General features: G+C 73.2%; 15 protein-coding genes. 5 read left to right on the top strand and 10 right to left on the bottom strand.

Features of this window, described 5'->3' with window-relative positions; all coding sequences use genetic code 11:
• The first annotated feature begins 30 nt into the window (after positions 1–30).
• Complete coding sequence (locus tag ARTHRO9V_RS14060) at positions 31–735, top strand: alpha/beta fold hydrolase (RefSeq protein WP_123570852.1); 705 nt, start codon at positions 31–33, stop codon at positions 733–735.
• Here ARTHRO9V_RS14060 and ARTHRO9V_RS14055 read toward each other — a convergent pair.
• Positions 722–2,440: a RecQ family ATP-dependent DNA helicase gene (locus tag ARTHRO9V_RS14055; protein WP_159828032.1), complete on the bottom strand. Its 1,719-nt coding sequence runs from the start codon at positions 2,438–2,440 to the stop codon at positions 722–724. The genes ARTHRO9V_RS14060 and ARTHRO9V_RS14055 overlap by 14 nt on opposite strands.
• A 238-nt stretch (positions 2,441–2,678) precedes the next feature.
• On the opposite strand from ARTHRO9V_RS14055, the gene ARTHRO9V_RS14050 reads away from it, so the two are divergent.
• Positions 2,679–2,876 carry a hypothetical protein gene (locus tag ARTHRO9V_RS14050; RefSeq protein WP_054146271.1) on the top strand — a complete coding sequence of 66 codons (198 nt, stop codon included), beginning with the start codon at positions 2,679–2,681 and terminating at the stop codon, positions 2,874–2,876.
• Between the two features lie 61 nt (positions 2,877–2,937).
• Entirely contained in the window at positions 2,938–3,162 is a 225-nt protein-coding gene (locus ARTHRO9V_RS14045) for a hypothetical protein (RefSeq protein WP_159828029.1), read from the top strand.
• Positions 3,163–3,180: 18 nt separating this feature from the next.
• On the opposite strand, the gene ARTHRO9V_RS14040 is transcribed toward ARTHRO9V_RS14045, so the two are convergent.
• From ARTHRO9V_RS14040 to ARTHRO9V_RS14000, 9 genes are all read right to left on the bottom strand, one after another.
• A complete protein-coding gene (locus tag ARTHRO9V_RS14040; RefSeq protein ID WP_159828026.1) occupies positions 3,181–4,032 on the bottom strand; it encodes an alpha/beta fold hydrolase in 852 nt (283 codons plus the stop codon).
• A 126-nt stretch (positions 4,033–4,158) separates the two neighbouring features.
• Positions 4,159–5,283 carry an AI-2E family transporter gene (locus ARTHRO9V_RS14035; RefSeq protein ID WP_056046815.1) on the bottom strand — a complete coding sequence of 375 codons (1,125 nt, stop codon included), beginning with the start codon at positions 5,281–5,283 and terminating at the stop codon, positions 4,159–4,161.
• A 178-nt stretch (positions 5,284–5,461) separates the two neighbouring features.
• Positions 5,462–6,061, bottom strand: a complete 600-nt coding sequence (locus tag ARTHRO9V_RS14030) for a DUF3618 domain-containing protein (RefSeq protein WP_159828023.1) — start codon at positions 6,059–6,061, stop codon at positions 5,462–5,464.
• Positions 6,058–6,492: a phage holin family protein gene (locus ARTHRO9V_RS14025; RefSeq protein ID WP_082460459.1), complete on the bottom strand. Its 435-nt coding sequence runs from the start codon at positions 6,490–6,492 to the stop codon at positions 6,058–6,060. Before ARTHRO9V_RS14025 ends, ARTHRO9V_RS14030 begins: the two co-directional genes overlap by 4 nt.
• On the bottom strand, positions 6,489–7,451 hold the full coding sequence (locus ARTHRO9V_RS14020) for a hypothetical protein (RefSeq protein ID WP_159828020.1): 963 nt from the start codon (positions 7,449–7,451) through the stop codon (positions 6,489–6,491). Before ARTHRO9V_RS14020 ends, ARTHRO9V_RS14025 begins: the two co-directional genes overlap by 4 nt.
• Before the next feature lie 240 nt (positions 7,452–7,691).
• Entirely contained in the window at positions 7,692–7,847 is a 156-nt protein-coding gene (locus tag ARTHRO9V_RS14015) for a hypothetical protein (protein WP_157485374.1), read from the bottom strand.
• A 36-nt stretch (positions 7,848–7,883) separates the two neighbouring features.
• Positions 7,884–8,156, bottom strand: a complete 273-nt coding sequence (locus tag ARTHRO9V_RS14010) for a hypothetical protein (RefSeq protein ID WP_159828017.1) — start codon at positions 8,154–8,156, stop codon at positions 7,884–7,886.
• A gap of 2 nt (positions 8,157–8,158) precedes the next feature.
• Positions 8,159–9,319 (bottom strand): inorganic phosphate transporter, encoded by a 1,161-nt coding sequence (locus ARTHRO9V_RS14005; RefSeq protein ID WP_123570636.1) that lies wholly within the window; start codon positions 9,317–9,319, stop codon positions 8,159–8,161.
• A 438-nt stretch (positions 9,320–9,757) separates the two neighbouring features.
• Positions 9,758–11,347: a 3'-5' exonuclease gene (locus ARTHRO9V_RS14000; protein WP_159828014.1), complete on the bottom strand. Its 1,590-nt coding sequence runs from the start codon at positions 11,345–11,347 to the stop codon at positions 9,758–9,760.
• Positions 11,348–11,501: 154 nt separating this feature from the next.
• Here ARTHRO9V_RS14000 and ARTHRO9V_RS13995 point away from each other — a divergent pair, with 154 nt between their 5' ends.
• Positions 11,502–12,209 (top strand): MOSC domain-containing protein, encoded by a 708-nt coding sequence (locus ARTHRO9V_RS13995; RefSeq protein ID WP_159828011.1) that lies wholly within the window; start codon positions 11,502–11,504, stop codon positions 12,207–12,209.
• A gap of 71 nt (positions 12,210–12,280) precedes the next feature.
• Positions 12,281–12,637 (top strand): PRC-barrel domain-containing protein, encoded by a 357-nt coding sequence (locus ARTHRO9V_RS13990; RefSeq protein WP_043596802.1) that lies wholly within the window; start codon positions 12,281–12,283, stop codon positions 12,635–12,637.
• Positions 12,638–12,824 lie beyond the last annotated feature (187 nt).

Below are 12,824 nucleotides of genomic sequence, written 5' to 3'. Positions count from 1 at the left end.
TCCCGCACGACGACGCCTAGGGTCGGGGTGGTGCCCCGCCTCCCCGTGCTCGTCCGTCACGCCGTGTGGTGGGTGCAGGACTACGCCTACGCCGCCGTCTGGCAGGTGAGGGCCGTCACGAGTCCTCGCGACCCGGAGCGCTACCTCGGCGGCACCGGTCGGCCCGTCCTCGTCGTCCCCGGCGTGTGGGAGACCTGGGCCTTCCTCCGACCGATGATCGAACGCCTGCACGCCGAGGGCCACCCCGTGCACGTGCTCGACGACCTGCGATGGAACAGCCGTCCGGTCGAGGCCACCGCCCGCGACGTCGCCGCCCACCTGCTCGCTCACGGACTCACCGACGTCGTGATCGTCGCCCACAGCAAGGGCGGCCTGATCGGCAAGTACGTCATGGCGCTGCTCGACGAGACCCGCCGCGTGCGGTCGATGGTCGCCGTCTGCTCGCCGTTCTCGGGGTCGCGCTACGCCACCTGGTTGGTGCTGCCCGCCCTCCGGGCCTTCTCACCCCGCGACGCGACGACGATGCGGCTCGCTCGGGACGAGTCGGTCAACGGCCGCATCACCTCGGTCTTCGGCGAGTTCGACCCCCACATCCCCGAGGGCAGCGAACTGCCCGGCGCCGTCAACGTGCGCCTCCATGCGGGCGGCCACTTCCGGGTGCTGGCCCACCCCCGGACGATCGCCACCGTCCTCGCCGCCGCCGGCGAGCCCGTCGAGCCGGTCAGGCCGGCGTGAGCAGGTCATGCGCGAGCACGTCGGCGACGGCCAGCACCTTGTAGCCCTCGCTCTCGAAGAACACCGTCATGCGATCGGCGTCCGTGCTCATCACGGTGCCCTCGCCCCAGGTCGCGTGCACGACGCGTGCGTCGGGCGCGAACGCAGGAGGCGCGGTGTCGGTGACGTCGTCCTGCTCGCCTCCGCGCGCCTCCCGGGGGTCGCCTGCCCTCTCGGCGGCCCGGCAGCCGTCGCAGTTGCCGCACCGCTCGGGCGAGTCCTCGCCGAAGTAGCCGAGCAGGAAGTGCCGACGGCAGCCGGGCGCCTCGGCGAAGGTGCGCATCATCTCGATGCGCGAGCGCTCGACCCGGTCGCGGGTCTCGGCGACCCCGCGCGCCGCCTCGGCGGCACTGCGGGCGTCGAAGCCGTCGACCGGCTCGAACCCCTTCGACGACTCGGCCAGGGCACCGCCCTCGAGCAGCAGGTCGATGAGGCGCGAGACCGTGCGCGCGCCGAGGGCCAGCTGGTCCGACACCTCCGATCGCCGGACGGGCCGACCCGCCGCCGAGAGCGCGGTGAAGACGCCCCGCAGGTCCGCGCGCCCGGGGAGGCCGGAGGCGAAGAACGAGCGCAGCGAGAGGTCTTCGGGGCGGTAGTGCAGGGTCGCGGTGGCGGGTTCGCCGTCGCGCCCGGCCCGGCCGATCTCCTGGTAATACGAGTCGAGCGAGTCGGGCACGTCGGCGTGCACGACGAACCGGACGTCGGGCTTGTCGATGCCCATGCCGAACGCACTCGTCGCCACGACCACATCGACCTCGCCCGCGTGGAACCGCTCGTGCAGTTCGCCCCGCTCGGCCGAGCGCTGGCCGCCGTGGTAGCCGACGACGGTGCGGTCGGGGCAGCGCTCGGCGATCGCGGCGGCGTAGTGCTCGGTCGCCTTGCGGGTGGCGACGTAGACGATGCCCGGCGTCGTCGAGGCGGCCACCTGCTCGACCACGGCGCGGGCCTTCTCGTCGTCGTCCTCATGCCGCACGACCTCGAGGGAGAGGGTGGGCCGGTCGAAGCCGTGGCTCAGCACGAGCGGGTCGTCGAGGCGGAGGCGTTCGACGATCTCGTCCCGCACCGGGCCCGACCCGGTCGCCGTGAGGGCCAGCACGGTGGGTCCCCCGAGACGCTCGACGACCTCGCCGAGGTGCAGGTAGTCGGGCCGGAAGTCGTGCCCCCACGACGACACGCAGTGCGCCTCGTCGACGACGAAGAGGGCGACCCCGGCGTCGCCCAGGCGGTCGACGGTCTCATCGCGGGCGAGCTGCTCGGGGGCGAGGAAGACGTAGGTGACCTCTCCGGCGGCGAGGCGCTCCCAGCCCTCGTCGTTCTCGGCGTCGGTGTGGCCCGAGTTGATCGCGACGGCGGGCGGGGCGTCGGGGCGTCCGACGAGTCCCGCCACCTGGTCCGCCTGCAACGCGATCAACGGCGAGACGACGACCGTGGGCCCGTCGAGCACGGCACCGGCCACCTGGTAGATCGCCGATTTGCCGAATCCCGTGGGCATGACCGCGAGGGTGTCCCGGCCGGCGACCACCGCCTCCAGGGCCTCGACCTGGGCGGGGTGCAGGTCGGTCCAACCGAAGAGGTCGGCCGCGGCACGGGTGATGTCGTCGGTGCGGGGGGTGCTCGTGCGGGCGGTGCTCGTGCGGGTGTGTGCGGGGCGCGTCGTCGTGCTCATGTGGTCCTCGTTCCGGTGGGGCAGAGGTCCATCCCAGGCACGTGCGGGGCGACACGCGCAGGGCTGCCAGGCGATGCCCGGCCCTGCGTACCCCACCCGCCGCGGGTCGCGCATGCTACCCCTCGGTGGGCCCGTCGCGCCTTCCGTCGCACCTCCCGCGGACCGGCCCCGCGCCGCACGTCACGGGCGGAGGCGCGGGTCCAGCCGTCGCGGACCCCGTGGGCGTAGCGTCCGGTGCATGAGCGACGAGAAGCAGACCGAACCCGTCATGGACGGGGCCACCGAGGCGACCGACCACGAGAAGCTGAGCGGCCTGATCGAACAGGTCGAGGCCGACCACGGCGACGAGGGCGCGGCCTCGATGGCCGACCACCTCCGCGACCGCATGGACGAGACAGCGCAGGCCGACGAGAGCCCGGCGGACGCCGAGGAGTGAGTCCCGGGGCTCCACCGCGAGGTGGAGCCCGCAGGCCCCGGTCGTGACCTAGCGTCGAGGGATGTACTCCAACGGCTTCTCCCTCGTCGGCGTCCTCTACCCCGTCTTCTTCGTGGTGGTGTTCGCCTTGGCCGTCACGCTGGCCGTGCTCCTGATCAGGACCCTGCTCTGGGTGATCCGGGCACTGACGGCCTACACGCGAGAACGAGAACTCCGCATCGACCTGCTGCTCGCCGGTGACGACGACCCGGCCGGCCCGCCGGCACCCGGCGGTCCCGCGATCTGACGACCAGGAGGCGCGGGTTCAGTTCCCGACGCCCGCGACGACCTCGCGGACGAGGTCGGCCACCAGCCCGGGCCGTTCGAGACCCGGCAGATGGGCGACGCCGGGCAGCACCCGACCCGGTCCCTGCCCGAGACGTCGAGCCGTCTCGGCGTAGAACGGCTCGTCGGCGGGGATGTCGAGCGCGCCCCAGGTCGCCAGGACCGGCGTCGCGACCTCGCCGAGGCGGCTCCACGTGTCGAGCCCGGCGTCTCCGGCCCCGTCCGGTGCGGCGACCTCGAGGATGCGGGCGTTCATCCGCTCGAAGAGTTCGCGGGGGGCACCCGTGACTCGGCCGCTCCGCGCCGCAGGACCGTCGAGCCAGAGGTGGGCCAGCAGACGGACCTGCGCCTCGACGTCGCCGCTGCCGGACGCCTCGTCGAGGGCCTCCATCAGCGGACCCGACGCCGGGTCGGGGGTCCAGTCGAACGGGGTGTCGTCGTCGGTCATGCCGCTGACCGCGGCACCGATCAGCAGCACGCCCGCCACGCGCTCGGGTGCGGTCACGGCCAGGTCGAGGGCGAGCGCACCGCCCATCGAGTTCCCGACGACGAACGCCCGCCCGAGGCCCAGCCGGTCGAGCAGCTCCACGAGGTCGGCCAGGTGCGTGGCGCCGCCGTCGGCCGCGGAGGCCGGGCTCTCGCCGAACCCGCGGCGGTCGTGGGCCACCAGGTCGAGACCGTCGGCCGCGAGTTCGTCGGCGACGCCCGTCCAGCTCCGGCGGTCGGCGACGCCGGCGTGCAACAGCACCACGGTCGGGCCGTCGCCCCGCCACCGGGTGGCCGCCAGGGCGGTGCCGTCCGACAGGGTCACGTCCGCGCGTTCGCCGCTCATGTCCGCCACGGTAGCGCCCCGCCGTGCCCTTGCCCAGACCCGCGTGCCGCCGCTCGGACGGCCTGACGGCCTGACGGCCTGACGGCCCGACGGCCCGGACGACCCGACGGTCTGGACCCGGACCGTCTAGACCCGCTGCTGGCGCGGCACGACGACCCGCTCGAAGACGACCACTCCGGCCGTCGCGATCGGGATCGCCACGAGGGCACCGAGGATGCCGCCGAGCGCCCCTCCCCCGAAGGCCGCCACGATGACGAGGGCGCCGGGCACCGCCACGGCCTTGGACATCACCCGTGGGGTCAGCACGTAGGCCTCGACCTGGGCGTAGACGAGCAGCACGATGCCGACGACGATCGCGGTGACCGGCGAGACGGTGATCGTGGCGGCGATGATGATCGCATAGGCCACGACCGTGCCGACCACGGGGATCAGTGCGCCCAGGAACGCGAGGGTGGCGAAGAGCACCGGCACCGGTCCGCCGGCGATCGTCAGCACGATGAAGACGAACACGGCGTTGACGGCGGCGAGCGCCACCTGCCCGGCGACGTAGCGGCCGACCGACAGGAAGATCTCGTCCGAGATGCTCATGACGTTCTCGCGGTGGCTGCGGGGCACGGCGCGACTGAGCGAGCGCAGCATCTGCGGGAGGGTGATCGCGAAGTAGAGGGTGAGGATCGCGACCACGATCACCGCGGTGATGGCGTTGGTGATCCCCTGGCCGACGGCGAGCAGGCCTCCGCCGAGGGCGAGCAACTGGTCGGGGTCGAGCAGGTACGAGGTGACGGCGCCGACCGCGTCGTCGACGTCGACGTCGAACCCGACGGTCTCGACGGCCTGCTGCACCCAGGGCTGGCGCGAGAGCTCCTGCAGGGCGGCGGGGGCCGTCTGCACGACGTGCCCGATCTGCTCGATCAGCGCGGGCACAACGGCCGCGACGATGCCCACGACGACCCCGACGACCAGCACGACGGCGACGACGACGCCGACCCAGCGCGGGGCGCCGGCGCGCGCGAGGCGTCGGACGACCGGTTCGAAGGCGAGCGCGAGGAAGAACGCGAGGCCGATGTAGACGAGGATCGTCGACAGGGCCATGAGGGCGACGATGATGCCGACGCCGAGCCCTCCGCCGAGGGTCGCGATGAGGCCGAACCGGAAGGCGCCGGGGCGCTGCATCGGGCTGGGGGGTGTGGCGGTCTGCGTGGCCGTACCGGCCGATCGACGCACGAGACGGGCGCGGGGTGACGAGGGCATCCGACCATCCTGACCTGCTCGAGCCGATCGAGGCCACGCCGACCCCGGTCGGCCGGGGTCCGAGTCGCACGATCACTCCATCGGCAGGGAGCTCCTCCGCCCGGTCACGTGCGAAGGCCCGCCCCGACTCTCGTCGGGACGGGCCTGTCTGCGTCCGTCGGGACGCGGGCCCGAGGGGTCAGGCCCCCTGCACGTTCTCCTTCGACTGCTGGGCGCTGTCCTTCACGTCGCCCGCGGCGCTCGAGGCGTCGTCCTTCACGGTCGAGGCGGCGTCCTGCGCCGTGCCCTTGACCGAGGCGAACGCCTCCTGGGCGGGCTCCTTCAGGTTCGACGCCACGTCCTGCGCCGCACCCTTCACCGAGTCGAGTGCCGGGCCCGCTGCGTCCTTGGCGTCGGAGACGAGCTCCTTCTCCTTGTCCGAGGCGGGGATCAGCGACGACACGAGCCAGCCGGCTCCGAAGGCGATGAGGCCGACGGCGAGCGGGTTGCCCTTCGCCTTGTGCACGGCCGCCGACGAGGCGTCCGAGACGCTGCCCGCGGCGTCGTGACCGGCACCCGAGGTCGACGAGGCCGCATCGTGCGCCGCACCCATGACCGACTCCTTGACGCCCGAGAAGCGGCTCTTCACCTTCTCGGTCTGACGATGCGCGATGCTCGACGGGTTCACCTTGTCGGCGAGCGCGTCGACGTCGTTGCCGAGTCCCACGCGCGTGCGCTCGATCTCGGCGCGGATCTCGTCGGGCGTGCGGCTGCTGCCGTTCTGGTCGGTGGTGCTCATGCGGTGCCTCCAGGCGTGACGGTCTCGGGGATCTTCTTGAGGGAGTCGACCGTCTTCGGTGCCCCCTTGATGCTCTTCAGTTCTTTCCTCCCGCGCAGGAACAGCACGAGGGCGACGATCGCGTAGACGACCGCGATGATCAGCGACGACCAGCCGAGGCCGATCAGCACGCCGAGGCCCCACATGGCGGCCAGCGAGACGAACAGTAGGGCGAAGAGGGCGGTGAGACCCGCTCCGCCGAACATGCCCGCACCCTTGCCGGCTTTCTTGGCCGACTCGGTGAGCTCGGCCTTGGCCAGCTCGACCTCTTGGCGGAAGAGGGTCGAGATGTCACCGGTCACGCCGGAGAGCAGGTCGCCGAGCGACGTGGTCGCGGCCTTGTCCTCCGGGGCGGGAGGCGTCGCCACGGGCTCGCGGAACGGGTCGCTCACGCGCGCGTCCCCGAGGTGCCGGGCCACGTCGTGGGCACGCTGGAGTCGGGCGTCGACGTGCCGACGCCGGGGACGTCGCCCTCGGTGACGACGTCGTACTCACCGGCCACGGGGCCGACGTCACCGACGAGACGGCTCGGCGCGGCGGCGGACGCAGGAGGCGCGGGCCGGCTCGCCGCACCTCCGGCGTCTCCGGTCGTGGCGGCGTGCTCGTCCCCGGCCTCCGCCGTCAGCGACTTGACGACGCGTCCGGCGAGCAGGCCGGAGACCGCGGCGATGGCGATGAACGTGCCGGGTTTGCGCGCCGCGTACGACTTCACGTCGTCGAGCAGGCTGCCCGGGTCGCGACCCTCGAGCCAACCGGCGACGCCGTGGGCGCGACCGGACAGGTTGCGGACCAGCTCGCCCGCGATGCCGCTGTCGGCGGAGTCGGCCATCGAGCCGAGCTGGTCGCCGACCTGGCGGAGGCCGGCCGCGGCCTTCTCCTGCTGGGCGCCGGCCTGCTCCTTGAGCTCGCCCGTCGCCTGGCCGAAGAGCTGCTTGGCCTGGCCGCCGGCCTCGGAAGCGACCTTGGAGACCTGCTCCTTGGCACTGCCGGCGACGTCGGAGGCCGCGGACTTCGCGTCGTCCGCGACCCCGGCCGCCTCGTCCTTCGCGGCGCCGGCCTTGGCCTTCGCGGTGTCGGCGGCGCCAGTGCCGGTGCCGGCGTCGGTGCCGGTGTGGTCGTGCCCGAGGTGCTCCTCGACGACCGGGGCCGCGGTCGCGCTGAAGTCGCTCGCCGTCGCGTCGGGGTCGGTGATGTCGGCGTACGCGCCGACCTGGTCGCCCAGGTCGGTCACGGCGTCGTCGCGGCGCAGGTGGTCGTGCCCGGAGGCGGCGCCGCGAAGCGGCTGCCCCTCGGAGGTGGTGTCGTAGACCGGGGTGGACGGGTCTCCGTCGTAGCGTTCGTCGTCGCTCATGTCGTGCCTCTCGGATCGTCGGCGACCGTCCGGGTGACGGTCGTGATCGGGGTACGACCTGTCACTCTGTCCCTCTCCCGGGGGGCGGTGACCGCACATGGTGAAAACGCGACGGGGGGTTGACACGGGCTGGCCGGCAGGGTCGTGATCGGGACGGATCGTGTCGGGGAAACGCGACATGCCGCCCACGTTCGCACGTGAGCGGCATGTCGTGACCTGTCGGGGCCGGAGCCCGGGCGACTAGCTGTCCTTGCCGTCCGAGACCTCGCTGTCGTCGCTCTGCTCGGAGTCGTCGACGAGGCCCTGCTTCGACCCGTCGGCAAGGTCTTCGGTGTACTTCTTGTCGTCTTCGGTCATGTCGGTCGAACCGTCGGGGATGCCGTTGTCGTTGGTCATGCCCGCACCATACTCGCCGGCCCGCCGACCGGGCCGTCAGTGGAACTGGGGGACGATCAGCCACAGTCCGACGAGCACGGCAGCGATCCCCACGGCGAAGCACAGCCCGCCGGCGACCGTGGCGCCCAGCGGTCTCGACCGCGGCGGGTCCGCGCTCGGGACGGCGACACCGGCCCCGCCGTCGGACTCGACGGCGCCGTCCGCGAACAGACGGACCCCCGTCGCGAACGCGGTGACGATGACGGCGGTGGCGGCGAGCGCGGTCGCGAAGACCACGACGAAGGCGCCCCAGTCGACTCCCAAGAACATGGTCACTCCCCTCGTCCGCGGCTCGCGCCGACCCGTTCGGCGGCCGGGGCCTCGTCGCTGTCGTTGACGGTCTCGTGGGTCACCGGGTGCCGTCGGGCGAGGAGGGCGAAGGCGAGCCCACCGGCCAGGGCGAGCACCGCGACCACCACCAGGCCCGCCGTGCTCGAACTGGCCAGCCAGGCCGAGAGCCCTCCGACCAGCGCGGCGGCCGGCAGGGTCACCACCCAGGCCGAGGCGATCCTGCCGACGACGCCCCAGTGCACCGTGGCGAGCTTCTTGCCCAGCCCTGCCCCGACGATGGACCCCGACGTCACCTGGGTCGTCGACAGGGCGAACCCGAGGTGGGACGAGATCAGGATGGTCGCGGCCGAGCTCGTCTCGGCCGCGAACCCCTGCGGGGCCTGGACGTCGGTGATGCGCTTGCCCACGGTGCGCATGATGCGCCAGCCCCCGAGGTAGGTGCCGAGCGCGATGGCGAGGCCACAGGCGAGGACCACCCAGAGCTGCGGGGCGCTGCCGGCGCCCTGGTAGCCGGCGGCGATCAGGGTCAGCGTGATGACGCCCATCGTCTTCTGGGCGTCGTTCGTGCCGTGGGCGAGCGAGACCAGGGAGGCGCTGATCGTCTGCCCGTGCCGGAAGCCGGCGGTGGACCCCCGCAGGGTGGCCTGCCGCGTGATCCGGTAGGCCACGTAAGTGGCGACGAGGGCGACCACGCCCGCCACGACGGGCGAGATCAGGGCCGGCAGGACGACCTTCGACAGGACCACGCCGAAGTCGACGGCCCCCACGCCGGCACCGATGACCGCGGCCCCGATCAGGCCGCCGAAGAGGGCGTGCGACGAGCTGGACGGCAGCCCGAGGTACCAGGTGGCGAGGTTCCAGATGACGGCACCCACGAGACCGGCGAAGATCATGACCGGTGTCACCTGCACTCCGCCGTCTCCCTCGCGGATGATGCCGTTCGAGACGGTGCTCGCGACCTCGGTCGAGAGGAACGCACCCACCAGGTTGAGGACGGCCGAGATGAGGACGGCGACCTTCGGCTTGAGGGCACCGGTGGCGACCGAGGTGGCCATGGCGTTGGCCGTGTCGTGGAAGCCGTTCGTGAAGTCGAAGACCAGCGCGATCACGACCACGAGCACCACGGTGACGAACACGTCCATCGGTACCGCCCTCCGGGACCCTCGCCGGTCACCGACCGATGACCGCGGCACGATGGCCCCGGTGCGACGCTAGGCCTCGTGGACGCGCTCGAAGATGAACGCCGAAGGAATCTTGCACATCATGCAAATGGACCGGAGGGCTCGGTGCCCACCACCGTCGGGACCGGCCGTTCCGCTAGGCGCAGCCCCGGGAGGCGCGTACGGTGGGCGCAGGCAGCCCCAGCTCCCGGTCGCCGTCCTCCCGCAGCTCGGGAGGTGGTCCGACCGGAGGCACCGAGCACCCCCGACCCGACGGACCCCATGGCACGCACCACCCTCCCCGAGACCGCACCCGAGCAACTGACCGAGTGGCCGTCGCTCGACAGCGACGACCACTTCACGGACGATCCCGCCCTCTAAGGAGCGATCCCCCACGGGGCATCCCGCGCCTCCTCGGCGTCAGGCCGCCGTGCGTGACCGACGCGAGCGGGCCAGGACGAACGGCAACTGCGTCTCGTCGACGACGGGCACCCCGTAACGGAGGGCCTTGCGGACCTTGCCCGATGCGCAGGCGACGTCCGCGGCGACGACCAGCGACGTCTCGGTCGTGACCGCCGGCCAGACGACCAACCCGGCACGTTCGAGCGTCCGCACGAGGGCGTCCCTCTCCTGGCTGAGCGATCCGGTCAGCGCGACGTGTGCGCCGGGTGCCAGCGGACCGACGTCGGGCCGGGCCAGGGACGGCGTGCGGGGTTCCGGTGCCGCTCCGAGGGACTCGTCGAGCCCCTCGATGACCTCGAACTCGTCGAGCTCGTCGTCCTCCGCCGGACGGGGCGCGCGCTCGAGCACGGACGGCACGAGAGCCGCGTCGCGCCGGTGCGGGGCGATGCCGAGCATCTCGGCGACCGCGTCCACCTGCCGCCGTTCGTCGTCCGAGAGCACGTCGTGCGCCCAGACGGTCGAGACGAGGGAGGCGAAGTAGCGGTCGTGCACGAGCGCACGGGACAGGTCGTCGAGGTCGAGCTCGGCGGCGAGGGTCGCGAGGTTCCCGGCCTCGTCCCTCGAGAGGTAGCCGTCGGACAGTGCCTTGTCGAGCATCGCCGCGTACTGGTCCTGACGACGGTCGAGGCCGAGCTGGGGCAGCAGCTCGGTCGCCCGCTCGAGGAAGCGCGGCTCGGTGGGCGCCGGCTCGACGGACAGGCCGTAGACGTCGCGATCGAGGTCGAGGTCGACGGGACCCGCGAGGTGCGTGCCGCCCGCGGGGCTCGCCGGGGGCACCGCCGCCGGAGCCGTGGGCCCCACGGCGCCGGACGCCGAGAGGACGGCGGAGGGGGCGGGCGCGAGGTCGCGCACCCGGGCGACACGGCGCCGGGCCCGCCAGGCCGCGCGGCCGGGGACGTGGCCTCCGTCGTCGGCGCCACCCGCGCCTCCTGCGTACCGGGGGTGAGGCGTGGACCGCGGGGTCTCGGCCGTCGGCCACTGCTGCAGGGCGGCGTAGCGGCCCCAGTCCTGCCACCAGGCCGACTGGGCGTCACCCATGCGCAGGTAGGCGGACAGCAGCTGGGCGGTCGCCGCCGCGTCACCGAGCGACTCGTGGGCGACGGAGAGGTCGACGTCGATGGCCGCGCAGCAGTCGGCGAGCGTGCGGCCGGCGCCGGGAAGATACGTGGGGGCGAGCTTCATCGTGCAGAGTGCGCCCGACCCGTCGGCCCCGAGCGGTGACACGAGCCCGAGGCGCGCGAACTCGGCGGCCAGGAACTGCGCCTCGAAGCGGGCGTTGTGCGCGACGACGACGCGTCCGCGCAGGCGGTCGCAGAGGTCGTCGACGACGTGCTCGAACCGGGGTGCCCCGCGGACGTCCGCGCTGCGGAGCCCGTGGACGTGGATGGGCCCGAGGTCCCGCGAGGGGTCGACGACGGTCTCGAACGACGCCTCGACCTCACCGTGGACGTCGAGGTGCACGATGCCGATCTCAATCACCCGATGGTGTCGCCCGGGCCAGAGACCCGTCGTCTCGACGTCGATGACCGCGTAGCCGCCGTGAACCATGTCATCCCTTTCGTCGGGGCGAGCCTGGCAGGTTGCCCGATGGGCATCCAGCCCGCAATCGGGTGACACCCGTCGTGGGGCGGTGGGGGGACGCGGGGTCAGGAGGCGCGGCTCGGTGCTTCCCGTCGGTCCCGTCGTCCGCCACGATGGGGGCATGACCGCCGCCCCCGTCTCCGTCACCGCCGCGACCGCCTCCGTCACGGCCCCGACCGCGTCCGTCACGGCCGTCTGCCGGGTGTCGGCCCTGCTGCCCGACTCGGGCACGATCGGCGTGACCGCCATCGACAAGCGCCCCGTGGACGGGCCCGTCCACGTGCGCCCCCTCGGCCTCCGTGCCGACGTGCAGGCCGACCGCAAGCACCACGGCGGGATCGACCAGGCGGTGTACGCCTTCGCCGACGAGGACGCCGCCCACTTCGCCGAGCTGCTCGGCCGCGAGGTGGTGCCGGGGCTGTTCGGCGAGAACCTGCGGACGTCCGGGGTCGACGTCACGGGCGCGGTGATCGGCGAACGCTGGGCCGTGGGCGGCACCCTCGTGCTCGAGGTCACGAAGCCTCGCGTCCCGTGCGGCACGTTCGCCCGCCGACTCGGCGAGGCCATGTGGGTCAAGCGGTTCTACGCCGAGGGCCGCCCCGGCACCTACCTGCGGGTGGTGAAGGCGGGGCCCGTCCAGGCGGGTGACGGCGTCACGGTGCTGTCACGACCGTCGCACGGGGTGACGATCGGCGAGGCCTTCACGGGGCTCGGGCCCGACCGGGCCGAGGCCCTCCTCGCGGCCGTCGACGGACCCGACCGCCTGAGGCTCACCGACGAGGTCCGGGGCTTCGCCGAGAAGGCCCTGCGAGGGCGCGTCCCCGCCTGAGCGTCGGCACGCACGCTCCACTAGCCTCGACCGAGAGGGCCCGGACGGGGCCCGCGCCAGAGGAGGCACCCATGTTCGAAGCCGAGAACATCCGCGACTGGATCGGCATGCCGGTCGTCGACCCCGACGGCGACAAGGTCGGCTCGCTCGAGAGCATCTACTTCGACACCGCCGCCGACCAGCCCGCCTTCGCCACGGTGACCGCCGGACTGCTCGGCCGCTCGCGCCTGGTCTTCGTGCCGCTGCAGGGTGCCGTCGTCGCCCCCAAGCACCTCAAGGTGCAGTTCGCGAAGAAGCTCGTCAAGGACGCCCCGTCGATCGAGACCGACGGCGAGCTCGAGGCAGCCCGCGAGCCCGCCGTGTTCGAGCACTACGGCCTCGTGTACCAGACCGGTGCGGCCGGCGAACGCCGCCTCGGCCGCCGCTGACCGCCGCCGCTCCCGACCGCGAAGGGCCCCGCCGCATCGGCGGGGCCCTTCGGCGTCCGCTCCGGCGATGGTGCGCGGACGAGTGCAGAACGTGCAAAAATCAGGAGGCGCGGGTCGGTGACCCGCGCCTCCTGCGTCGTGCGCCCGCCCCGACGCCGCCGCCACGTGCTCCGGCCTCGTGCCGCCC

Origin of the sequence: Frigoribacterium sp. 9N (genome assembly GCF_902506305.1) — a bacterium.
Lineage (GTDB): Bacteria > Actinomycetota > Actinomycetes > Actinomycetales > Microbacteriaceae > Frigoribacterium.
This window is presented reverse-complemented; position numbering and strand designations above follow the sequence as displayed.

Excerpts from the sequence above, each read along its gene's own strand:
- ARTHRO9V_RS13990 (WP_043596802.1), top strand. The coding sequence starts at position 12,281 with ATGTTCGAAGCCGAGAACATCCGCGACTGGATCGGCATGCCGGTCGTC.
- ARTHRO9V_RS14030 (WP_159828023.1), bottom strand. The coding sequence starts at position 6,061 with ATGAGCACCACCGACCAGAACGGCAGCAGCCGCACGCCCGACGAGATC.
- ARTHRO9V_RS14005 (WP_123570636.1), bottom strand. The coding sequence starts at position 9,319 with ATGGACGTGTTCGTCACCGTGGTGCTCGTGGTCGTGATCGCGCTGGTC.
- ARTHRO9V_RS14035 (WP_056046815.1), bottom strand. The coding sequence starts at position 5,283 with ATGCCCTCGTCACCCCGCGCCCGTCTCGTGCGTCGATCGGCCGGTACG.
- ARTHRO9V_RS14055 (WP_159828032.1), bottom strand. The coding sequence starts at position 2,440 with ATGAGCACGACGACGCGCCCCGCACACACCCGCACGAGCACCGCCCGC.
- ARTHRO9V_RS14020 (WP_159828020.1), bottom strand. The coding sequence starts at position 7,451 with ATGAGCGACGACGAACGCTACGACGGAGACCCGTCCACCCCGGTCTAC.
- ARTHRO9V_RS14000 (WP_159828014.1), bottom strand. The coding sequence starts at position 11,347 with ATGGTTCACGGCGGCTACGCGGTCATCGACGTCGAGACGACGGGTCTC.
- ARTHRO9V_RS13995 (WP_159828011.1), top strand. The coding sequence starts at position 11,502 with ATGACCGCCGCCCCCGTCTCCGTCACCGCCGCGACCGCCTCCGTCACG.
- ARTHRO9V_RS14040 (WP_159828026.1), bottom strand. The coding sequence starts at position 4,032 with ATGAGCGGCGAACGCGCGGACGTGACCCTGTCGGACGGCACCGCCCTG.
- ARTHRO9V_RS14045 (WP_159828029.1), top strand. The coding sequence starts at position 2,938 with ATGTACTCCAACGGCTTCTCCCTCGTCGGCGTCCTCTACCCCGTCTTC.
- ARTHRO9V_RS14050 (WP_054146271.1), top strand. The coding sequence starts at position 2,679 with ATGAGCGACGAGAAGCAGACCGAACCCGTCATGGACGGGGCCACCGAG.
- ARTHRO9V_RS14010 (WP_159828017.1), bottom strand. The coding sequence starts at position 8,156 with ATGTTCTTGGGAGTCGACTGGGGCGCCTTCGTCGTGGTCTTCGCGACC.
- ARTHRO9V_RS14015 (WP_157485374.1), bottom strand. The coding sequence starts at position 7,847 with ATGACCAACGACAACGGCATCCCCGACGGTTCGACCGACATGACCGAA.